Source organism: Halorubellus litoreus (assembly GCF_037081675.1).
In the GTDB taxonomy this organism is placed as follows: Archaea; Halobacteriota; Halobacteria; order Halobacteriales; family Natrialbaceae; genus Halorubellus; species Halorubellus litoreus.
Window position 1 is genome coordinate 190,302 of sequence record NZ_JAZAQL010000005.1, and the last position, 22,965, is coordinate 213,266.

Annotated in this window: 19 protein-coding genes; 6 read left to right on the forward strand and 13 right to left on the reverse strand. The window is 66.5% G+C overall.

Annotated elements, in window-relative coordinates:
* Positions 1 to 73 precede the first annotated feature (73 nt).
* From VYJ16_RS20210 to VYJ16_RS20270, 13 genes are all read right to left on the reverse strand, one after another.
* Positions 74 to 2,809, reverse strand: a complete 2,736-nt coding sequence (locus VYJ16_RS20210; protein WP_336352127.1) for a PQQ-binding-like beta-propeller repeat protein — start codon at positions 2,807 to 2,809, stop codon at positions 74 to 76.
* Positions 2,806 to 4,623: an ATP-binding protein gene (locus VYJ16_RS20215; protein ID WP_336352128.1), complete on the reverse strand. Its 1,818-nt coding sequence runs from the start codon at positions 4,621 to 4,623 to the stop codon at positions 2,806 to 2,808. Before VYJ16_RS20215 ends, VYJ16_RS20210 begins: the two co-directional genes overlap by 4 nt.
* A gap of 57 nt (positions 4,624 to 4,680) precedes the next feature.
* Positions 4,681 to 5,268 (reverse strand): hypothetical protein, encoded by a 588-nt coding sequence (locus VYJ16_RS20220; RefSeq protein WP_336352129.1) that lies wholly within the window; start codon positions 5,266 to 5,268, stop codon positions 4,681 to 4,683.
* Between the two features lie 46 nt (positions 5,269 to 5,314).
* On the reverse strand, positions 5,315 to 6,349 hold the full coding sequence (locus VYJ16_RS20225; protein WP_336352130.1) for a hypothetical protein: 1,035 nt from the start codon (positions 6,347 to 6,349) through the stop codon (positions 5,315 to 5,317).
* An 82-nt stretch (positions 6,350 to 6,431) separates the two neighbouring features.
* A complete protein-coding gene (locus VYJ16_RS20230; protein WP_336352131.1) occupies positions 6,432 to 7,301 on the reverse strand; it encodes a hypothetical protein in 870 nt (289 codons plus the stop codon).
* Between the two features lie 64 nt (positions 7,302 to 7,365).
* A complete protein-coding gene (locus VYJ16_RS20235) occupies positions 7,366 to 8,433 on the reverse strand; it encodes a hypothetical protein (RefSeq protein ID WP_336352132.1) in 1,068 nt (355 codons plus the stop codon).
* 15 nt (positions 8,434 to 8,448) lie between these two features.
* Positions 8,449 to 9,567, reverse strand: coding sequence for a hypothetical protein (locus tag VYJ16_RS20240; protein WP_336352133.1), 1,119 nt, complete (start codon positions 9,565 to 9,567; stop codon positions 8,449 to 8,451).
* Positions 9,568 to 9,669: 102 nt separating this feature from the next.
* Complete coding sequence (locus VYJ16_RS20245; RefSeq protein WP_336352134.1) at positions 9,670 to 11,229, reverse strand: hypothetical protein; 1,560 nt, start codon at positions 11,227 to 11,229, stop codon at positions 9,670 to 9,672.
* Positions 11,230 to 11,350: 121 nt separating this feature from the next.
* Positions 11,351 to 12,172 carry a DUF4112 domain-containing protein gene (locus tag VYJ16_RS20250; protein WP_336352135.1) on the reverse strand — a complete coding sequence of 274 codons (822 nt, stop codon included), beginning with the start codon at positions 12,170 to 12,172 and terminating at the stop codon, positions 11,351 to 11,353.
* A 621-nt stretch (positions 12,173 to 12,793) separates the two neighbouring features.
* Complete coding sequence (gene phaC / locus VYJ16_RS20255) at positions 12,794 to 14,197, reverse strand: class III poly(R)-hydroxyalkanoic acid synthase subunit PhaC (protein ID WP_379762875.1); 1,404 nt, start codon at positions 14,195 to 14,197, stop codon at positions 12,794 to 12,796.
* A 1-nt stretch (position 14,198) separates the two neighbouring features.
* The gene (locus VYJ16_RS20260) at positions 14,199 to 14,744 is read right to left on the reverse strand and encodes a poly(R)-hydroxyalkanoic acid synthase subunit PhaE (RefSeq protein WP_336352136.1); all 546 of its coding nucleotides are present in this window, start codon (positions 14,742 to 14,744) and stop codon (positions 14,199 to 14,201) included.
* A 44-nt stretch (positions 14,745 to 14,788) separates the two neighbouring features.
* Entirely contained in the window at positions 14,789 to 15,232 is a 444-nt protein-coding gene (locus VYJ16_RS20265; protein ID WP_336352137.1) for a hypothetical protein, read from the reverse strand.
* Positions 15,233 to 15,245: 13 nt separating this feature from the next.
* Positions 15,246 to 15,569: an AbrB/MazE/SpoVT family DNA-binding domain-containing protein gene (locus VYJ16_RS20270; RefSeq protein ID WP_227130721.1), complete on the reverse strand. Its 324-nt coding sequence runs from the start codon at positions 15,567 to 15,569 to the stop codon at positions 15,246 to 15,248.
* Between the two features lie 217 nt (positions 15,570 to 15,786).
* Here VYJ16_RS20270 and VYJ16_RS20275 point away from each other — a divergent pair, with 217 nt between their 5' ends.
* From VYJ16_RS20275 to VYJ16_RS20300, 6 genes are all read left to right on the forward strand, one after another.
* Entirely contained in the window at positions 15,787 to 16,443 is a 657-nt protein-coding gene (locus VYJ16_RS20275) for a MaoC family dehydratase (RefSeq protein ID WP_336352138.1), read from the forward strand.
* Positions 16,444 to 16,711: 268 nt separating this feature from the next.
* On the forward strand, positions 16,712 to 17,530 hold the full coding sequence (locus VYJ16_RS20280) for an alpha/beta hydrolase (RefSeq protein ID WP_336352139.1): 819 nt from the start codon (positions 16,712 to 16,714) through the stop codon (positions 17,528 to 17,530).
* A gap of 101 nt (positions 17,531 to 17,631) precedes the next feature.
* Positions 17,632 to 18,801, forward strand: coding sequence for an alpha-1 4-glucan-protein synthase (locus VYJ16_RS20285; RefSeq protein ID WP_336352140.1), 1,170 nt, complete (start codon positions 17,632 to 17,634; stop codon positions 18,799 to 18,801).
* Positions 18,802 to 18,977: 176 nt separating this feature from the next.
* Positions 18,978 to 20,138: an extracellular solute-binding protein gene (locus VYJ16_RS20290; protein WP_336352141.1), complete on the forward strand. Its 1,161-nt coding sequence runs from the start codon at positions 18,978 to 18,980 to the stop codon at positions 20,136 to 20,138.
* Between the two features lie 25 nt (positions 20,139 to 20,163).
* Positions 20,164 to 21,774, forward strand: coding sequence for an ABC transporter permease (locus VYJ16_RS20295; protein WP_336352142.1), 1,611 nt, complete (start codon positions 20,164 to 20,166; stop codon positions 21,772 to 21,774).
* A 35-nt stretch (positions 21,775 to 21,809) separates the two neighbouring features.
* On the forward strand, positions 21,810 to 22,964 hold the full coding sequence (locus VYJ16_RS20300; RefSeq protein WP_336352143.1) for an ABC transporter ATP-binding protein: 1,155 nt from the start codon (positions 21,810 to 21,812) through the stop codon (positions 22,962 to 22,964).
* Position 22,965: the final 1 nt, after the last annotated feature.

A 22,965-nucleotide genomic window follows, 5' to 3' on the forward strand; every position in this document is an offset into this window, starting at 1 on the left:
CGCCACCGGAACCGTCCTGTTCTCGTCCGATTCCGTTCTTCGAGTTCGCGAGGAAAGCCGTCGGAGTGTACGGTCAGCGCGTCCGCTCGTAGTCGGTCGCGACGTGCTCGGGGTACGAGACCGCGTCGTCGGCGCTCCCACCGACCCAGCGAGCGCGCCACGCGTCGCGATGGCTCGCATCCCACTCGCCGTCGCCCGGCGCGACCGGGCCTTCGAGTTCGATGCGCGCGGTCTGCTCGCCACCGTGGACGGTCACGTCGAGTGACAGCGACTCGCCAGCCGGTTTCACGTCGATCGGATGCACGGCGGTTTCACCTGGCGCGAGCTCGTCGATGCGTTCGGGGACGTACACCACGTCGTTGACGACGTCACCGGCCGCGGACAACTCGAGGTCGCGCTCGACGCGGTCGCCGACGTTCGTCAGCTCCAGCGCGACGTTACTGTACTCGTCCCTGACGCGCGTTCCCTCGCCGACGGCCGCCTCCAGTCGGTCCGCGAGTCCGTCAGTGCTCGCGCGCTCGACGGGAGCGAGCGACTGGAACTCCGCCGGCGCCTCGGGGTCGCCGAACTCCACCGTCACCCCGAGCGCGCTCTCCGCCGCCGTCACGTCCGTCTCCGACGGCGCGACGTCACCAGCCCAGACGACGACCTCGCCGGGCGCGAGCGCGTCACCGAGGCGGAGGTCCCACGTCCCGAGTCGGTCGACGCGAACGCCGACGACGTCGACGTAGTCCCCGGTCCGATTCTCGATCTCGCCGTCCACGTGCACGCGCGAGTCACCGCATTCGACGGTCGTCCGCGCGGCGATCTCGCCGTCGACGACCGACGCGGTCGCGGCGTCGAACTCGCCCGCGTCGTTGCCGTCGGCGACCACGCGCCCGCCCTCGACGCGGTGCTGGCCGTCGACCGCGACGGCGTGCTTGCGCTCCAGGCGTCGCTCGATACCGGCGGACGCTGACCCGACGGCGTGCTCTTCGCCGTCGAGGACGAGCGTGAGGTCGTGGACGTCGCGGTCCAGTTCGATGGCGACGTACTCCTGGAAGCGCTCGGTCGCCGCGACGGTGTCGGCGCTCAGGGAGCGGTCGACGGTCGCGGAGACGCCCGTCTGCGACGCACTGGCCGCGTCACCGACGCCGGCGTCGGCGTCAGCGAACGCGTCGTCGAGTGCGAGCTCCACGGAGTCGTTCGCCGCGGACCCGTCGAGTTGCGCGCGGACCGTGTTCCCGTCGAGGGACGCCGCGACGTGCCCGGGAACGGCGAGCGAGAGCGTCCACGTCGCCCCGGCGACGCACGTGACCTCGCGCTCGACGGGGTCGAGCGCGCCGAGCCCGAACACGACCAGTTCGTCGGTCGCGGTGGCGTCGGTCCCGTTCGAGACCGTGACGTCGACGAACAGGAACTCGTCGTCGACGGTCTGCTCGACGGTCACCGTCGTCCGACCGTCACCGAGCGTCGACGTGGCGGTCGCAACGCGCTCGCCGGTCTCGCTCGCGACCGTTCGTTCGACCGGCTCGCCGGGGACGAACGGCGCGCTCACGGACGCCGTCGCCGCCTCGCCCGGACCGACGATGCCGAGGTCCACGTCGTCCTCCACCACGCGGAGTCGCGGTGACGTCTCCCCGTCGTTCTCGACCACGACCGTCCCCTCGACGGTCGACCCGTCGACCTGGTCGAGGTCGAACGTACACGAGATATCGTCCGCGGACGGCGTCGGCCGTTCCACTCCGACGGTCTCCTCGACGACCTCGACGTCGTTGACCGCGACGGTCACCGTCGTCTCGTCGACGCGCTCGACCTCTTCGACGCGGAACGTCGCCACGCCCTCGCCGCCCGCCGGCACGTCCACGGCGACGCCGTCCTCGTCGAGCACCGCATCGTCGACGGTCGCGTCGACCCGCACCGTCGCCGCCCGCTCCAGGTCGCTCCGCACGCGCACCTCGACGTCCGACCCCGGCTCGACCGTCGACGTCTCGAGGACCGCCTCCACCGTGTCCGGGTCGATACGTCGCCGATACACCGACAACATCCCGTCCCGGTATACGCACGCGAGCGCCCCGCTTCGAGCCGGATACACCGTCCCCGGCGTCAGGTCGTCTACGGGCTCGTAACTCCCGTCGCTCGACACGCGGAGCACGCCGTCGTCGGTCTGCACGAACGCCTCGGTCGCCCCGCCGGACGCGACCGCTCGCGCACTGATCTCGGTCTCCCAGCTGACGCTCCCGTCCGCGACGTCGAGGCCGACGAGCTTCCCGGTCTTCAGCGCTGCGACGACGACGCCGTCGGTCCACCCGACGTCCACGACGGCGCTGTCGAGCGTCTCGTCGAGCACCTGCTCGCCGCTCGCGTCGAACCCCGTGACGAACGTCCACGTCCCGTAGAGCACGTGCTCGTCGCCAGCGGCGAGGTCGTCCTCGCCCTCGATGTCCGCGTACGGTCGCTCCGTCGACCACCGCCGCGACCCGCGCTCCCGGTCGACGCCGATGAGCGACGAGGGCGTGAGCACGCACACGACGTCCGAATCGGGGATGGCAGCGACCGCCTCGACGTCCTCGCCCGAGAGGTCCACGGACCACCCGCGCGACCCGCGTCCGTCCACCGACAGCGCCACGAGCGACCCCGCCGTGAGCACGTACACGAGCTCCGCGACCGCCACGTCGACGGGTTCGCCCTCGACCTGGAGGGTCGTCCGCTCGCGGCCCTGTACGTGCACGACGTCGCCGTCCGCGACCAACACGACCTCGTCCTCGCCCGCCGCGCTCGCGTCCACGCCAGACAGCTCGAACGACCCGACCTCCGCGTACTCGCTCACACTCCATCACCCACTGCCCCACCTGACGCGTCGCCCGAGCCTGAACCGCCGCCCGAACCGCCCGTCCCGTCATCGCCCGAACCGCCCGTCCCGTCACCGCCCGAATCGCTCGCCCCGTCATCGCCCGAACCGTCCGTCCCGTCATCGCCCGAACCGCCCGTCCCGTCATCGCCCGAACCGCCCGGCCCGTCGTCGCCGGCGTCGCTCGCGCCCGTACCGCCGTCGCCGGCACCGAGCAGCGACGCCAGCCCCGACGGCTCGTCGCCCAATTCGATACCGAGCCGCTCCGCCTGCGACTCCACGTACCGACGCATCTCCGGGTACCCCTCCAGGTCGTCCGTCTTGTTCCGAACGCTCGCGACGTACTGACTGACCGTCTTCGCCTCCGACGCCTCCAGTTTCTCCAGGAGGTACTCCGTGTCGGGCTCGATCGGGTCGCCCTCGATGACGCTCCGCACCAGCTCCCGCTGGAACTCGCTCCCGAGGATGCGGTCCGCGACCTCCGCCGGCGTGTACCCGACCGACGCCGCACCGAGCCGGTCGTAATCGATGTCACCGGCCGCGGACACCGAATCCAAGTGCTTCTCCCAGACCTGCGCCATCACCGTCTCGTCCGGCTGCGGGATGAACTGCTGGACGGGGAACCGGCGCGTCGCCGCCGGGTCGATAGTGAACGGCATGTTCGTCGCGCCGATGACGAGCAGGTTGTCCTCCACGTCGTTCATCTCCTGGAGGAACGCGTTCGTCAACGACCGCTCGTGCCGCTGGAGCGAATCGTCCCCACGATCCGGGATGAGCGTCTCCACCTCGTCGAAGAACAACACGCAGAACCCCTCCTGAGCGATACCGTGAGCCTTCTCGAACACCGCCCGAACGCGCTTCTCCGACTCCCCCGAGTACTTCGAGAGGACGTCGGACCCACGGACCTCCAGGAACTTCACCTCGCCGTAATCCTCCTCGATGCTCGTGTTGTACATCGCCTCGTGCGCGATCGCCTCCGACACGAGCGTCTTCCCGCACCCGGGCGGCCCGTACAGCATCATCGAACTCCCCCGCGACGCGAACGCCTCCCCGTACCGCCGCTCGACCTCGCTCCGCGTCTCCGGGTCGAACAACGCGAGCAGCATCCGCGCCGTCCGCTTCACCTCCGGCAACCCGGCGACGTCCTCCTCGAACGACACCGTCGGCTTCTTCGGCTCCAAGTTCACGTCCACCGACTCGTCCTCGCCACCACCGGACGGGCCACCACCGGCGGCACCGCCCGGTCCCGGACCAGCAGCCCCACCGCTCGTCCCAGACGGCGCCGACTCCAGTTCACGGAGCTCCGTCCCATCGACGAACTCGATGTCCGTCCCCGACCCGATCTTCACCGTATTGTAATCGCTCGGCTCGATCTCCCGGGGCTTGAACGTCGTGAACTCCGACCCGCGCTTTAACATCACCTCGTCGACGCGATGCAGGAGGTACGAATCCCGAAGGAACGGCTCGAGCGCCTCCGGGTCGTTATCGCCCGGATGGATCTTCACCGACTGGCACTCGACGACCTCGCGAGCCGACGCGTTCGTATCCACCTTCAGGTCGCGATCGGAGCGGATCCCACCGAAGATCTGGCGGACGTGCTGATGCATCCGGACGCTGTTCCCGATCGTATCGGTCGACAACGGCCCGTCGTCGACCGTCTCCAGATCGAAGTACGCACGCCTGTTGTTGTGCTCGACCGCGACCACGTCCGGCTCGGTCCCGAACTTCGATTCACCTATCTCCACGATCGCCGTCGGCTGTTTCTGTTTGAGTATCGGCGTCAGATTGAGCATCGTTCCCTCCGTCCCCGCGTTCGATCGGACCGTCCGTCGCCGCCCGCATCTCTCTGGTTACGCATCGTTCCCTCCGGTCAGCGTGTCGCTCGCCCACGACGCGAACGTTATCGGTGCGTCCGCACCGTTGTCTGCGCGCCGACCGACGAACCTCGCGCCAGCGACAGACCAAGCAAGCACGTCACGAACCGACGCGAGCATCCGCCGGACCGACCGACAGACGCGACGGGCGTCGAGGTCCTCCAACGTTCGGACGCGACGGACCACTGTCCCAGCGCGCACCAAGAGCTCTTCGACGAACTCACGCAGCACCCGAAACGCCGGGGCCCAGTTCCCTCGCGTCGCCCCGTCAACCCCGAGCGGGATCACCTCGCGTCCGTCACGGACCTCCACGCGGTCAGACGATCCAACGTCCGCACCCTCTCGATCGGACTCCGTACCGTACCGCGACTGGAGAAGCGCGCCGACCGAACCGTCACCCGAAGCCTCCGTCGCTTCCATCGCCGGGAACGGAGCGGCTTCGTGCAGTGTCGACCCGAGTTCAGCGAGTGCGCCCGTCGCTTCGCTCGCGAGTTCGAAGACGTCCACGTCGACGTACGAATCGACGGTCGAGAGGGTTTCGAGCGCGCTCTCGACCGTCTTCAACGGCTCGAACAACGACTTCGCCAGTAACGTCCTCGACATGCGATGGTTACTGATTGAAGTTCGTATTCGACGTGTCCTCGTGCTCCTCCTGCTCGGTCTGTTCCTCGGCCTCCTCCAGCCCCCCCATGTTGGGAAGATCGTTCTCGACCATCTCCGCGAAGTCCTCCTCCGAGGTGTTCTCGACCGTCTCAGCAACGTTCCCCACCCCGGCGAGTTCGGTGACGATGTTCCCGACGTTCTCCGTCATCTCGATCGCTTCGTCCGGGAAGACGTGCTCGCGGACCGCAGCACTTCGAATCTGTTTCTTCTTCTCCTCGAGCGTCTCCATCGTCGAATTGAGCATACTCATCTGCCGCGCCAGCTTTCCTTTCCCCTGGTTCGTCTTCTCGACAACGTCCTCGACGTGCGCCTCGTGCATCTTCTTGTGATGGATGTACTCCTCCATGAGGTTGTCATATCGAGTCCGTTCGGATTCGTCCAACTCGGCTCGTGACTGTGGAACGCCAGGAGAATCACCCAAGCTCTTCAACTTCTGTCCGGTCTCGTGCATCCGCTCCTTGATGTCGTTCTGTCCGCTCTTGAACTCCTCCTCTTTCTCCTCTAATTTCTTCTTTGCGCGCTCGATGTTCTCCTTCGTCTCCTTTATCTTCTCCATGCATGCGTCCATCGTCGCGGCCCAGTTCAGAGCCGCTCGTCCCGACAGATTCTGATCTCCAGGGTCCTGCAGGAGCACGACCTTGTTCCCTTCGAGCCGAAGGATGTCCTGGTCGGCGAAGTACTCGATGAGTGCATCAGCCTGCCGTTCACTTGCAACCACCGGCTGCCCGTCTTCTTCGGCTGCGGCGAGCGTCTCCACCGCGGTCCGCTTGTCGATGCGGCCGTTCGCGCCGTCGAGATTCATATCTCCCAGCAAATCCTCGCCGATGATGGCGCGAACCGCTTCCTCCCACTTTCCTTCGACCTCGTCGCCTTCGGTCCACTCCGCCTCCATCCGGACCATCTCCCCGTTCCCTTTGGGGTTCGCGATAACGTATTTGATACCGTCGACCGTCGTCTTCTCGAACTCGTAATTTTGTGGCATAGGTAGCTAGTTCACTGCACTCGCTCGGTTCCGCGCCTGTACGCCGTCGAATCGCTGCCGCCGTTCGCTCGGGGTGAGACAGTCATTGATCGGGTTTCGACGTGGACGTGTCCGGTTCCTGTTCGACAAACGCTTCGATTCCATCCTGTTCTCCAAGCTCGGCCAGCACCGCACTGAGGTTCTCCACGATTCGTACTGGATCATCTCGAGTTGTGTTCTCCACGTTTTCGCTGACGTCTCCGACGCCCGCGGGCTCCGGCACCACGTCGTCAATCGTTTCGCCGACGGTGGATAGGTCGTCGGTTGAGAGTTCCATCACGAGTTCCTCGAAACAGTCCGTGAACTCGGTTCCGTGCACCGGGAACTCGCCATGTTGAATCGCTTGGGCGCGAATCTCTTTGGCCTTCGTCTCGAATCCCCCGCGAACGGACGACAGTTTCGCCGTGACGGTCTCGTTCCCTACACTATCCCCAGTGGGTCCGTCGACATCCTCGATGAACTTGTCGAGTCTGTCTACGCAAACGTCCAGTGCTACCGCCCACGCCACCGTCTCGCGTCGGGAGAGCGCCCCGTCACGCGGATCGCGGAGTACCACAACGTCGCCAACGTCGACCGTCCAGACATCTGCGAAATCGAGGTACGCGACCAGTGCATCCGCGTGAGCCTCGCGCGTTACGTGGTCCAAGCGGTTCGACGACGAGTCCGTCGACGCCTCGACCAGCACCGCAACCGCCGTCGAACGGTCGACGCGAGCCTCCCCCGACCCGACAGTCATCGCCCCGAACAGCTCCGCGTCGAGGACCGCGCGAACCGCGCGCTCCCAGTCCCCCTCCAACTCACCCTCCATCCACTCCACCTCCATCCGGACCATCTCCCCTTCCCCGCACGGGGTCGCGATGACATACTCGGTTCCATCGACCGTCGTCCTCTCGAACGTGTAGTTGCGTTGCATTGGTAGCTAATTTACTGCAGTCAGTCGATTCCGCACCTGTCCCCCACCCCACCGTCGCCGCCGGTCAGTCGTCATCAGTCCCTCCGTCGTCCGCATCCTCCTCGGTGCATTCCTCGGCCAGCTCCGGCATGTCGGTCTGTTCTAATTCCAAGTTCGGAAGGTCTTCCTCGACCATCTTCGCTAACTCCTCATCCGACGTGGTCTCGACCGCTTCTTTGACGGTTCCCACGCCCGCAGCTTTGGTGGACTTGCCGGCGCTCCCGGATGTCATCCTGGTCTCTTCGAGCAGTTCGACGACCCCGATTACGTCCTCGGACGCCAGCGTCGAAACGACGCGGTCCAGGCGGTTTGGGACCGAGATCGCGTCGTCCGGGAACGCTCGTCCCTCAATCGCGTGAGTTCGAACTTGGCTTGCACGGGTACACAGTTCCTCCCGGGTCGACATCAACACGTTCCGGTCAGCGCCCAGCCCGCGCGGATCGGTCTCGGTCCGGACGAGGTCACCCAGGAGCGTGCGGAGCGCCGCGTACCGTTCGCCTGCTGCCTCGTCGAGTGCCGACGGGTCCTCCGGGAACTTCGACCCCCGCCCGAGTGCACGCATCTCGGTGGTGACCGCGTGCAGGCGGGCCTCGAACCGGTCGCGTTCGGCGTCGAGCGTCTTCACGCGGTCCGCACGCGTCTCGAGTTCGTCGACGAACTCGTCGATCCGAGCGATACAGACGTCGAGAGCCAACGCCCACGAAAGTGCTTCGCGACCCGACAAGGTCGCGTCTCGCGGGTCCTTGAGCACGACTACGTCCTCGCCGTCCAAGGTCCAGACGTCCGCGTCGGCGAGGTACGCTACGAGCGCGTCCGCTTGCGCCTCGTCGCCGATGTCCTCGAGCAACTCGACGAGTGCCTCTACCGCGGTCGACTGCTCGACCCGAGCCACGCCGTCACCGACCGCGAACGACTCGAATAGCTCGGCGTCCAGCACCGCGTAGACCGCACGCTCCCACTCCCCCTCGACGTCCCCATCGGTAAGCCACGCCGATTCCAGCTCGACGCGTTCCGCGTCGTCGCTCGCCGGCGCCGCGACGACGGCGCTCCCGCCGTCTCCCGCCCTCGTCTCGAACGTGTACTCTCGTGTCATGGCACTCTCGTGAGATTACGCGTCCACGCCCCCGAACTCTTCCTCGGCGACAACGCCCGCGAACTCGTCCGCGATGGACTCCCTGACGTGCTCGTTCACCCTCGCTGTGTTACTCACTTGCACGACCTCGACGTGCTCCTCGGCCGCCTCCTCGAACTCGGGCGGCGACGCCGGCAGCACGTCCGCTTCCGCCTTCACGTCCCCGAGGATGCGTCGCGCCTCCTGGTCGACGAACGCGTCGAACTCCTCGCGCATCACGACCATGTCGTCCTCCGTCTCCAACCCCAATCGCGTCATGACCGCGTCCCTGGTCTCCTCGACGATGTCGTCCTGCACGCGATGCGCGTACGACAACACGTCGAACTGCTCCTCGATCTCCGACCGGATCACGCCCGGGAACTCCGCGGTCGGCAGCAGGTACTTCGACTCCTCGAAGCGCTCCTCGACGCTACCCTCGATCCGATGGGCGGCGTGCTGGCCGAACTCGCCGAGGGCACTCTCGACGAGGTACTCGCCGTCCAGGTCGATGACGTACCCCTCTTGTTCCAGGTACCGGATGATGTCCTTCGTCGCCGCGATACTGATGATGTCCTCGAGGTCGCTGTGACTGATCTTCCCGTTCGCGGCCTTCCGCTCGAGCTGCGAGTCGAACCCGACGTTCTCCGCGTGCTCCTTCAACCGCGGTCCGATCGTGTAGTAGTCGCGCTCGCCGGCCGTGATACGCTGAACGAGGTCGCGTTCGGTGAGTTCGGAGACGAAGAACTCGACGTCGTCCATCGCCAGGTCGAACCGCGACCTGAGCGTCTCCGACGTGATGACGACGTTGTGACTGAACGTACTCGTCAACTCGTTCGTGATGGCGTCGGAACTCCCGACGCTGAACGTGTCGACGTAGTAGACGCCGTCGCGGATGCGTTCAAGGTCGCTGAACTCGTCGTTTGCCACTTCGCGTAACGCATCGCGCATGTCCGACCCCGACAGGTCGCTCGCGTTCAGTGTCCCCGTGTCAGCGCTCTCGTACGCGCTCTGCAGCTCCCCCTTCTTGTCGGTGACGTAGAGAAACCCGTAGTTCGACATCGCCACGTCGCGGCAGATGTCTTTGAGGGCGTCCGTGTCAACCGGCAGTAGTGACATAGACGCTACTATAACAATCAGGTTCTAAATTGTTCCGGCCAACGAGCACCTGAACGGACAGTCCAGGGGTCGTCGACGACCTCGACGGAGCGTCGCAATCGGTCAGCGACGTGCTTCGCGCATCTTCTGTTGGAGGTCGCGCTTCACGGCGTTGATACCGGACGTGTCGCGTCCTTTGATACGTTCGGTCTGCCCGCTCGACAGCGATATCTGGAGTTCGGCGTAGTTCGCGAAGTCCTCGGATTGCACGTTCGCGATCTGGTCGTAGAACACCTCCTGTTGCTTCCCGCCCTGGGTCGTGTCGCGTGGCGGCATCTTGTAGTGGTACTGTCGGTTGATGACGACGCTGGTGTCGCCGAACAGGAGGTGGGAGGCCTTGTACTTCTTGGACGGCTCGATGAATATCGGCGAACTGCCGTGCCCGCCGATGAACGTGTGCGCCGAGGACAGCGACATGCCGCCGGTCTCGCGTTCGACCTTCGACCGCGTCTGATCGCGGAAGTCCTGGATGAGGGACATGTACTTGGCGTTGACTTCGCCGCGGCCCCAGAACCACACGAGCACACCGACGACGAGCCCGAAGAACGCGAACTGCCCTATGTACTCCAGCATCGCGCCGACGATGGCGCCGAGGATGGTCAACCCGACGATTATCTTCTTGGGTTGCCAGCCGATCTTCCAGCGCCAGCCGTTGACCGACGGGTTGTTCAGCGACGTCGACGTCGACGGCGACCCGCTGCTCGCGCCCCCGCCGCTCCGACCGCTGCTACTGGATTCGCTCGCGCTCGCCGCGCTCCCACCGGAGTCGGTGTCGGACGAGCCGGTGGACTCACTCGCGGCCGCAGCACTCGACGACGAGGCGGACGCTACCTCTCGCTCGTCGCCACACGACGGGCAGACCGACGCACTCGCGTCGATTATCTCCCCGCACGCGGCACAGAACTCCTCGTCGTCGTCGGGCATCCGACGACCGCCGCTACCCGGCGATTCGCTCCCCGACCGGTCCCGTCCACCGCGGTCGGTTCCGCCGCCGCGGCCGCTGGACCCGCTCGAATCAGCGTTCTGCGCGGCCTGACTCCCGCCGCGGCCACCGCGCCCACCGGAGTTACTGCTTCGTCCCGACCGATCGCCGCGGTCGTTCGAACCACCACTTCGTCCCGACCGATCGCCGCGGTCGTTCGACCGGTCGCGGTCGCGCTGGGAGCCGCCACCGCGACCGCGCCGTCCGTCGTCCCGACCGCGCTTGCCGTCGTCACCACGACCACGCGCACTCCCCTCTCGACCGCTCGCGCCACCGGACCGCCCGCCGCTGTCCCCGCGACCGGCGTCGCCGTTGCGGCCGCTGTCGCGGTTACGGCGTCGTTCGTCGAACCCCTCGCGGCCGCTCTTCCCGCCCGCGAAGTTGCTCGTGCTCCGCGAGGAGCCCCCGCTCGAACTGCCGGAAGGACTCCCGCCGTCCCCGCCGTCGTCGCGGCGGGAGACGGTCGCGGTTCGACGCGAGGACCCACCGCTGGACCCGCGGTCGGACCCACTGCCGCCGTCGCTCCCGCGGTCGCGCTCGTGGGTCCCGCAGTGCGGACAGTACGTCGTCCCGGCCTCGATGAGCTTCCCGCAGCTACCGCACTCCTCCTTGCCTGACGCCGGCCGACCCCCATCGGGCACGACTCTCGGTTCCCCGCTCCCCCTTTCCGCTCCTTCGTCTGGACACATTTCCGATTGTTTCGATTTCCTAACGGAACGGTTCTATAATTTATGGCTAGGGCGGGTAACACCTTGTCCGAACTCAAATACCGCCGAGACTTGACATGAGCCACATGAACGCGAAGCCCATCACCGCGAGCACGAGCAGTATCGGTCCGAAGAACCCGACGACGAGGAACCCGTAGTTCGGCGTTCCCGAGAGCTGTTCCCTGTTCGCCTTCAGTCGCTCGACGTTGTTGACGTTGATACCCCAGAGGAAGTCGATCGCATCACCGACGACCGGAACGTACCCGACGAGGGCTTCGACAACCAGCGCGCCCGTCATCTTCGCCAGGACCCTACTCGGGGCGCCGAGGAGGATACCCTTCAGCACGATGTACGAGGAGATGAGCAGCGTGATGGTGTCGCCGACTCCCGGAATCAGCCCGATGAGGGGGTCGACGCCGACCTTGATGCCCACGATAGGTATCCGCCATCGTTCGTCGAGCGTCGTCGCGAGCGCGTCGAGCCGGCCGACCGAATCACCGGTCATCATCCTCCCGCTCGACCCGAGGTTCAGGCCAGCGCCGCCGCCCGTCTCGGCACCACTCCAGTTCGCGGACTCCCCCGTCGACCCCGTCGGTTCGACGGTCGCATCGAGTGCCGACTCCGCACTGCCGGACGCACCCGTACCGCCGGTGGCCGCCGCCGCACCACCTGCCGTCGCTCCCGCGCCGCCGGCCGTTCCGGCGGCCGCCGACGATGACGCCGACGACTCCGACCGGGCAGGGCCGCGCTCGTCGCCGCACACCGGACAGTTCGGTGCGTCGACGGCGATCACCGCCCCGCACGCGATGCAGTACTCCTCGTCAGGGCCCGGCGTCGGCCGACCGTCACTGCGGGATTCACCACCCGCTGGGTTCACCGACCGTGGGGGTTCGTCGCGTCCGCGCTCAGATTGCGTTCCGCGCGCCGACCGACCTTGGTCCTCCCGCTGCCGCGAGGGCCCGGCGTCGTCGACGGATCCACCACCCCCTCGCGAACGCGCTCCGCTCCCAGAGCCGTCATCCCGACCCACGTCACGACCGCGTCGCGAATCGTCTCCTCGCCGCGAACCACCTGCGTCGGTCCGCCGCGTGGTCGTCGCCGTCCGCCGCGAGGAGACGTCAGCACCCCGCCGGTCACCCCGGTCGCGCTCGTGGGTCCCGCAGTGCGGGCAGTACGTCTTCCCGCCGTCGATGCGGTTCCCACACTCGCTACACACCTCCGTCCTCGAGCCGCGCCGACCGCCATCCGCGATCAATCGGTCCCCCTCGTCCCCCCTCGACCCTCGATGCGATTCGAGAGACATACGACGTTCGTCGCACCTGCTAACCGAAGGAAACTATAGCTTGTGGCCCGCGAAACGCCAGAGAAAGACCGCTCAGAGAAAGACCGCTCACGCTCCCGTGGCCCCGATTCGTCCGGGAACGCCACGAAGCGCCGTGATTCCGTTCCGCTCACCGAGTCCCGCCGCGGTCGACCGCGGCAGGAGCGGACCGAGGAGTCAGGCCTGCCGGTGGTCGTTCGCTTGCGCGATCCAGTCCTCGACGCGCGACACCGGAAGGTCGGTGTCGCTCGCGACCTCGACCGCGTCCGCGTCGGCGAGTGCCGCAACCGAATCGTAGCCCGCGTCCGAGAGCCGTTCGGCGTACGCCGGCCCGATACCGTCGATGTCCGTGAGTTCGGGGGCGTCGGTGCCCTCGACCTCGATCTCGACGCCGTCGCCGTCGGGTGCCTCTGCGGACGCGTCCGTCGCGTCCTCCGCGATGGCGGCATCCGCGCCCTCGGCCTCGTCGACGTCGTGCTCGGCCGCGTCCGCCTCGTCGGGCATCCGCGTCTCGAACCAGTCGCAGACGTCAGGCCAGAGCTTCGCGTGACTCTTCGAGGACACGCTCATCCCGATGTGACCCGTCGGGAACTCCATGATCGTCTTGTCGTCGCTCGGAATCGCGTCGTTGAACGGCTTCGACGCCTCCGGCGGGATGAGGTGGTCGTACTCCGCGACGATCTGGAGCACGGGCATCTCGATGTTCTCGATGTCGACGTGCTCGCCGCCCAGGTACAGCTCGTTGTTCATGAGCTTGTTCTCCTGGTAGATGTCCTCGATGAACTCGACGAACGTCTGGCCGGCGACGTCGATGCCGTCACCGAGCCACTCCTCCATGCGCGCGAAGTTCTCCACGAAGTCCTCGTCCTCGACGTTCTCGTAGAGGTTCACGTACTTCGTGACGTAGTTCTGGACGGGGTCCATGAGCGCGAACCCGACGTCGAGGAACTCCGCGGGGACGTTGTGGAACGTGTCCGTGACCGCGCGCGGCTCGAAGTACTCGTCGTCGCCCCAGAGTTCGAGGACGCCGCTGTCGCCAGCGAAACACAGGCCGGCCGCCATCAGCGCGAGCGTCCGAACCTTCTCCGGGTGGAGTGCGGCGTACATCGTACTCATCGTCCCGCCCATGCAGTACCCGAGGATATTGATCGAGTCCTGCCCGGAGCGCTCGCGGACGACGTCCACGCAGTTATCCATGTAGCGGTTCACGTAGTCGTCGAGCTTCAGGGACCGGTCGAGCGACGACGGCTCGTCCCAGTCGATCATGTACACGTCGAACCCGTTGTCCAGGAGCGTTCGGATGACCGACCGCTCGGGCTGGAGGTCGAGGATGTACGGGCGGTTGATGAGCGCGTACGCCACGAGGATCGGGACCGAGTGCTGCTCGTCGGTCCGGGACTCGTAGTGCAGGAGCTTGAGCTTGTTCTCCTCGTAGACGACCTCGCTCGGCGTCTCGCCGACCTCCACGTCCTGGAACGTCTCCGCGCGCTCCGGCGCGACCGTCGTCTTCTCGATGAGTTCGCTCGCGTTCTCCCAGGCCTGCCGCTGGGCTTCCATGGTGGCAGCGAAGGGGTTCTTCACGCTAGTCCTCCAGGTGCTCGAGAACCTTGTCCAGCTTCTGCTCGACGGCGTGCTGGCGGCGCTCCAGTTCCACGAGTCGGTCGCCGACCTCGACGACCTGCTCGTCGGTCGCGAACCCGAGCTGTTCGAGGGTGTCCTCGGCCATCTGGTCGGCCTGCCGCTGGGTCTCCATCATCTGCTGGACGGTCGACCCCGTCCACGCGGCGAACGCGGTCGTCTCCATGACGTCCTTGAACGCGGAGTTCGCGGTGTTCAGCCAGATGTCGCGGAACTCGCTCGGGTCGACCTCCTCGCCGTCCATCGAGTCGTTGACGCGGTCGACCATCTGGTCGGCGGCGTCCATCCACGCCTGGTACGCGTCCTTGTAGCCCTCGAGGCCCTCCTCCATCTCGGGCTGGTTCATCTGCTGGGCGTCGACGGCTTCGCTCCACTGCTCGACGAACGACGCCTGCGCTTCCATGTTCTGCTCCATCGCCTCCATGAACTGCTCGTTCATGTCGGAGACGAACTCGTTCCAATCTGTCGGGACTGTCTGTTGGTTTGCCATAGTAATTACTCCGAAGGGTGTACTCAAAACGGTTGGGTCGACGATTACGCGGAGACGGACTCGGTGACGTCCTCGACGTCGGCCTCGACCTGCTCGTGCGTGTCGAGGAAGGAGTCGAACGAGGAGTCGACCGCGTCGACGTACGCGTCGGCGAACTCGTCGTACGCGCTCGCGCCGTCGGCCATCGCGTCGTTCATCGCGTCGAACGCCTGCTGCTGGCTCTCGGTGAGCTGGTCGAAGCCGTCGTCGACCATCTTCTCGAACTCGCTGAAGTCCGCGCTGCCCTCGGGCATCATGGACTCCATCGCGTCGAACATCGCGTGCCAGGTCTGCTTGGAGACGTCGTTGTTCTGCTCGGCGAGGGACTCCATGTTCTCCATGGTGTCGACGAACTGGTGGACGGTCTCCTTCTGGACGTCGATGGCCTCGTGGGTCATCTCCTGGGTCTGCTCGATCATCTGGCGCTGCATCTCGAAGGCTGCGGTCATGGGGTTGGTGGTGTCACTCATTGGAATCACGGTTGCGTTTGACTGGGATGACGATCGTTTGGACGATGTCGCCCTCCTCGATGTCGAGCGCTTCGCGCTCGGCGTCGGGGATGCTGATGCGTCCGCCGGATTGGACGCGCGTCTTGAACATCGCGGACCCCATCGTGAGGCCACGAAGGTCGGTCATCGCGTCGGAACTACCGGTGGAGGCCTGGAGGAACTGCTGGAAGAGCTCCTGCTGGGAGCTCACTGCTTGTTCGCTCGCCTCCTGCATCTGTTCCTGGAACTGCTGCATCATCGCGGGCGACCAGGGCATCTTCGGCGACTCGTCCGTCATCACCAACAGGTACGACCGCATCCATGATAAGCGTTCCGCTGAATGGTAACAGATGGTTCTCAATACCAACAGAGGGTCCGAGGCGGGGGGTGAACGTGTCGCCGTCTCCGGATTACAGACCGCTATTCTGTCGGATATCGGGGTTCTCCGGCCATCTCCCGGCGAATTCACCACGAGCCAAAGGAGACTTAACGCCGACCGACGTATGCTCTCTAACATGAGCGAACGACATAGCGAGGTTGCGACGCCGTTGACCGCGATGGCGTCGGCGTGGACGCGGTTCGCTGAGACCGCGGTGAAGGGCGCGACCGCGGCGAATCGAGCCGCGTTCTCCGCGTTCACGGTCGACGGGTACGCCGACGCGTACGCGCCGAGCGACGACGACCCGGAAGCGGTACGCGAGGGGTCGGTCCCGTCGCTGGCGTACGAGGAACTGGATTGGGCGTTCGAACGAACGGTCGACGCGCCGAGCGACATCACGGTCGGCGACACGGTCTCGTTCGAGAAACAGATCGACGAGGACGACGTCCGTGCGTTCGCTCGTGCGAGCGGCGACACGAACCGGCTGCATCTCGACGACGAGTTCGCTGCGGAGACCCGTTTCGGTGGCCGTATCGCTCACGGCACGCTCGTCTCCGGACTCATCAGCGCGGCGCTCGCGCGTCTCCCCGGACTCACCATCTACCTCGGGCAGGACCTCGAGTTCCAGGGGCCCGTCAAGATCGGTGACCGCGTGAGTGCGACCGTGGAGGTCCTCGAGGACCTCGGGAACAACCAGTACCGGCTGTCGACGGTCATCCACGACGAGTCCTCGGACAAGCCGGTCGTGGACGGCGAGGCGGTCGTCCTCATCGACGAACTCCCCGAGAACTGACGCCCCGTTCCCTGGACTCGACCGTCGGTCCCGGCCCCGCGTTCGTTTTGGTTCCGTCGCTGGCCGACCGGCGTCTCCTGGATTGTCCGTTTCGGGAACTAGTTCTGTCTTTCAAATCGCAAACCGAGTAAAACGTTACTTGATTGTTCGCTCGGTAGCTATAAATTCCCTATGCCCCTCATACGAGAATATGTCTCGCTTGTCAGAGGCTACCACGGGCAATGGTACCGAACCGGGGCGGCGACAGTTCTTGCGTCGAGCGGGCGCGGTGGGCGCCGCTGCGACGGGGCTGCTCGCGGCGAGCGGCGGGGCGAACGCCGAGGAGGCGGCGACCTTCCCGCGGATCAGTACGCGAGGGCACTACGACATCACCTGGTACGGGTCGGTCTATCGGAAGGACGAGTACACGAAGTGGGAGTACGACACGGTCGGGTCGATACCGGGTCTCGACGGCGGCGCGCCCGAGGAACTGCTCGTGCACGTCCACGGGTGGCGGAACGAGTCGAACGAGGCCGTGGACGGGTTCCGCGAGGCGCGCGAGGCGTACCGGGCGAACGGGTACGACCAGCCGGTCGTCGGGTTCACGTGGGATTCGGATTCGACGGTGTTCGGGTGGTGGGACTCCACGGAGATCGCGGAGGCGAACGGCCTGAAGCTCGCGCAGTTCGTGTACGACTACCGCAACGAGAACCCCGACACGCGGATTCGACTGGTCTGTCACTCGCTGGGTGCCCGCGTCCTCCTGCGCGCCATCGAGGTGCTCGACGACTCCGACGTGACGGACTACGTGGACTCCATCTCGCTGCTCGGCGGCGCGGCGGACAACGACGCGGTGTCGACCGGCGGCCGGTACGGTCCGCACGTCGCGAACGCGGTCGGGCAGGCGGACAACTTCTGGAAGGACGAGGACGACGTCCTGAACTGGGCGTACACGACCGCGGAGTGGGATTCCGCCGTCGGCGAGGAGGGCTGCGAGGGCACGCAACCAGGGAACTACCAGGACCACAACGTCGACTACGTCCCCGACCACTTCTCGTACGACCAGCCCGGCGAGGGCTGCATCGGCGACGTCGTCGCGCAGTGGTAACCGTACTCTCGGGCCGCTAGGCCCGTGTCGCCGTCCGCTTTAGGCTCGCCGAAAGAGATAGACAATCTTTTAGGTATGCCTAAACAGGCTACGGGTAACTGATGACGGAACCCGACATCTGCGTCGTCGTCCCGACGATCCGCGAGTGGGACTGCATCGAAGACTACGTCGCGAACGCCCGCGAGCACGGCTTCGACACCGACCGCCTCGAATTCGTCCTCGTCACCGAGGACTTCTGTCCGACCGACGAGATGCAAGCGATGCTCGACGACCTCGACGTCGCAGGCTCGGTGTTCGACGAGGCCGCGCGCGAGGACTGGTACGACGCCAACGGCATCAGCGAGTACAGTCACCTCGTGCCCGCCGCGAGCCACGCGCAGACCTCCTTCGGCCTGCTGTACCTCTGGGCGCACGACCACCCCTACTGCCTGTTCATCGACGACGACACGCTCCCGCACGACGACGTCGACTTCTTCGGCACGCACATGGAGAACCTCCAGTACGAGGGCGAGTTGACCGAAGTCGCCAGCGACGAGCAGTGGGTGAACGTCCTCTACCAGAACTTCGACGAGCACGAGCTCTACCCGCGCGGGTATCCCTACTCCGCGATGGACGAGGAGCGCGAGGTCGGCACCACGCACGTCGAGAACGTCGTCGCGTCGCAGGGCCTGTGGACGAACGTCCCGGACCTGGACGCGGTCCGCATCCTCATGGACGGCGACCTCCAGGGGCAGGCCCAGACGCGAACGAGCGCCGAGGACTTCGGGGAGGACTTCGTCGCCGCGCGCGAGAACTACCTCACGGTGTGCTCGATGAACCTCGCGTTCCGCCGCGAGGTCGTCCCCGCGTTCTACCAGTGCCCGATGGACGACAACGCGTGGGACGTCGGCCGGTTCGACGACATCTGGAGCGGCCTGTTCCTCAAGCGCGCCTGCGACGTCCTCGGGAAACGCATCTACAACGGCGACCCGCTCTGCGAGCACAACAAGGCCGCGCGGTCGACGTTCGGTGACCTGGCGAACGAGGTCCCCGGCCTGGAGCTGAACGAGCACGTCTGGGAGCTCGTCGACGACGCCGGCGCGGACGCGGACTCGTACGCGGCGGTCATGGACGGGATGGCGACCGCGCTCGCCGACGGCGACTTCGACGACTGGGAGAACGGCGAGTTCCTGAACCACGTCGGCGAGTACATGCACGACTGGCTGGACGCGCTCGACGAACTCGACGGCCTCCCCGCGCGCCAGAAGGCCGCAGCGCTCGCGGACGACTGAAGCAGTCGCGACGGGCTGAACCGCTCGCCGACCACTCTCACCGCGTCGAGAGTCGCTTCTTGCCGTGACTCGCACTGGCGCGACCGCCGTGTATGGTTTCTTTCACCGCGACTCGGCGCGTACACCCGAGTTAAAACCGGCAAGTATATAAGTTTTAGGCGGACCTAAATCAAGATATGAGCGACGACGACGGACCACGACGACGTCTCGGTCGCCGCGAGGTCCTCGCGGCAACAGCAACCGGCGCCGCAACGGCGACCGCCGGCTGCGTCGGCAGCATCTTCGGCGGAGAAGAGGACGGACAGGAGGTCAGTCTCAGTGACTTCCGGGGCTCCGGCCCGTTCGTCTCCGGCCGCGCCGCACCCGAAGGCACCTCGATGGACGACCTCGACGACCTCTCGGGCACCCTCTCCATCTACATCGGCGGCGGCGAGGGCGGTCTCTACCGCGGCCTCATCGAACTCCTCCAGCAGAAGTACCCCGACTTCGACGCACAACTGAAGTCCGCGCCCTCCACGCAGCTCGCGAACACCATCATCCAGGAGAGCGAGAACGGGAACCCGCGCGCGGACCTCTTCTGGAGCATCGACGCCTCCTCGCTCGGCCTCGTCGCCAACGAGGGGTACGCGACCTCGCTCCCGAGCGCCGTCACCGACCCCGTCCCCAGCGAACTCCAGGACGGCAACGGTCGCTGGGTCGGCGTCGCCGGCCGCGCTCGCGCCATTCCGTACAACACGAACCGCTTCAGCGCGAGCGACATCCCGAACAAGGTCGACGCGTTCGCGAACCAGGAGCGGTTCGCGAACTCGATGGGGTGGGGGCCGACCTACGGCGCGTTCAAGTCCTTCGTCACCGCGATGCGCATCATGGACGGCCGCGAAGCCACCAAGCAGTGGCTCCAGGGGATGCTCGACCAGAACACCAAGGAGTTCCGCGACGAGTACTTCACCTCCCGCGCCGTCGCCACCGGCGAGATATCGGCCGGGTTCGCGAACCACTACTACGCGCTCCGCGTGAAGGCCGCGCGCGAGAACCCGCCCATCGACCTCGCGTTCACCGAGAACGACGCGGGTGCGCTCGTCAACGTCTCCGGCGTCGAGATCATCAAGGGCACGCAGCGCTCCGAACTCGCGCAGTTGTTCGCCCAGCACCTCCTCACCGCGGAAGCCCAGGAGTTCTTCGCGACGCGAGCGTACGCCTACCCGATGATCGGTGGCGTCCAGCCCGTCGGCGACCTGCCGACGATCGACGAGCTGAACCCGCCGGAACTGGACCTCACGGAACTCAGCGACCTCGAACCGACCCTCGAACTGATGCGGGAGGTCGGCGTCCTCTGATGGGGGTCGCTGGGGGCGAGCACTGATGGCGACCGAGGAGGGATTCGTCGACGCGCTGCGTCGCGAAGCGCGCGGCGAACGCACGCTCGCACTCACCCTGTTGAGCGCCGCGATCGCCGCGCTCGTGCTCTCCCCGGTCGCGTGGATCCTCCTCGAAGCGAGCACCGTCGGGTTTACACGAGCTGTAAACCTCCTGGCGGGGGCGCGGATGGTCCAGGTGCTCGTGAACAGCCTCCTCCTCGTCGGTATCGTCACGGGCGCGTCGGTCGTCCTCGGCGTCCCGCTCGCCATCCTGACGAGCCAGACCGACCTGCCGTTCCGGCGGTTCTTCACGGTCGCCATCTCGCTCCCGCTCGTCGTCCCGAGCTACATCGGCGCGTTCGCGTACTTCACCGGCTTCGGGGAGGACGGCGCGCTCACCGCCGCACTCGCGGACGCTGGCATCGCGGTCTCGCTCCCGCCGATGACGGGACTGGTCGGGACCGCGGTCGTCCTCACGCTGTTCACGTTCCCGTACGTCTTCCTGTCGACGCGCGCGAGCCTCGCGTCGTTCGACGGCACGCTCCTCGAGGCCGCGCGGACGCTGAACCACTCGCGGACCTCGGCGTTCCTCCGCGTCGTCTTCCCGCAGGTCCTCCCCGGCATCGCCGCCGGCGGCCTCCTCGTCGCGCTCTACGCGCTCAGCGACTTCGGGACGCCCGCCATCATGGGGTACGACGTGTTCACGCGCATCCTCTTCGTGAACTACTACGACTTCCAGCTCGCCGCGCTGCTCTCCGTGCAGCTGCTCGCGGTGACCGCGGTCATCATCGCGCTGGAGTCCGCGGTCGAGGCCGGCGACGCCTCCGGGTACGCGTCCAGTAACCCCGACGCCGCCACCCGGCTCGAACTCGGGTGGCTGAAGGGGCCCGCGCTCGCGCTCTGCTCGCTCGTCGTCGTCGCCGCGCTCGCGGTCCCCATCGCCGTGCTCGTCCTCTGGCTCGTCCGCGACACCGGCCAGACTGGGTTCGGGTACGCGTTCTCCTGGGAGTACGGCTGGAACTCGCTCTCCGTGAGCGTCCTCGCGGCAGTGGCGAGCATCCTGTTCGCGCTCCCGGTCGCGTACAACTCCGTCACCGACGGCGGCCGGCTGTCGCGGCTCGCGGAACGCGGGACGTACGTCGGGTACGCCGTCCCCGGTATCGTCGTCGGCGTCGCGCTCGTCGCGCTCGGCAGCAAGTACGCGCCGTTCCTCTACGGCCAGATTCCGCTGCTCGTGTTCGCGTACGTCGTCCGGTTCCTCCCGCAAGCGGTCGGGAGCGTCCGGTCGTCGGTCCTCCAGGTCGACGGCCGACTCACGGAGGCCGCGCGGACGCTCGGGCACTCGCCGCGAGCGGCGTTCCGGAAGGTCACCCTGCCACTGGTGGCGCCCGGTATCGTCTCCGGGGCCGCGCTCGTGTTCCTGACGACGATGAAGGAGCTCCCGGCGACGCTCTTGCTTCGACCGGGAGGTTTTGAAACCCTCGTCACGTACATCTGGATGGTACAAGAGTCTCGCCACTACGGGAAGGCTGCCGTCCCCGCGCTCGTGCTGGTCGGTATCTCCGCGGTCTCGATGCTGGTGTTGCTCTCTCGAGGTGGAAACGATGTCACGTAATGAAGGTGCAAGCGACGTCATGGATGGTGTGAGCGATGTCTCGTAACGAACCGAAGCGCGCCCTGGAGCGCGAGGACCCGTACGGGGCGTCGGCGACAGACGACGTCGAGGATCCGGCGACGAACGACGTCGTCCTCGAGCTCGACGGCGTCACGAAGGTCTTCGGGCCGGAGTGCGCGGTCGACGAACTGTCGCTGTCCGTGCACGACGGTGAACTCCTCACGCTCCTCGGGCCGTCGGGGTGCGGGAAGACGACGACGCTCCGGATGCTCGCCGGCCTGGAGCGACCGGACGGTGGCGAGGTCCGCCTGAACGACCGCGTCATCGCGAACGGCGAGGGCACGTTCCGGAAGCCCGAGCATCGCGACGTCGGTATCGTCTTCCAGGACTTCGCGCTGTTCCCGCACCTCTCGGTCGCGGAGAACGTCGCGTTCGGGCTCCAGGACCGCGACGACGAGGCGACCGACGCTCGCGTCACGGAACTCCTCGACCTCGTCGGGCTCGCGGACCAGCGCGACTCGAAGCCCGCGCAGCTCTCCGGCGGCCAACAGCAACGGGTCGCGCTCGCGCGCTCGCTCGCCCCGGAACCGAGCGTCCTCCTGCTCGACGAACCGTTCAGTAACCTCGACGTGCGCTTGCGCGAGCAGATGCGCGAGGAGGTTCGCGCCATCCTCAAGGAGACGGGCGTGACCGCGGTGTCGGTGACCCACGACCAGGAGGAGGCACTCTCCATCTCGGACCGCGTCGCGGTGATGCACGAGGGCGACGTCGAGCAGGCTGGGACGCCCGAGAAGGTGTTCCAGCACCCCGAGTCGCGGTTCGTCGCGTCGTTCCTCGGACAGGCGTCGTTCCTCACCGGGCACTTCGCGCACGGCGCGGTCGAGACCGCGCTCGGCGACTTCCCGGCGTCGATGGTCGAGGGGTTGACGACCGAGTACGAGAACGCCGAGGTCGACCTGCTCGTCCGCCCGGACGACCTGCGCGCGACTCCGGTCGAGGACGGGTCCGGCGGGAACGGCGAGATCATCTACCGCCAGTACATGGGGCCGTCGTTCGTCTACCGCGTTCGACTGGAGTCCGGGGACGTCGTGCACTGCCAGCACAATCACGTCACGGACTTCGAGCTCGGCCAGCGCGTGAACGTCGAACTCGTCGCCGACCACACGATCGCCTGGTACCCCACCCAGTAGC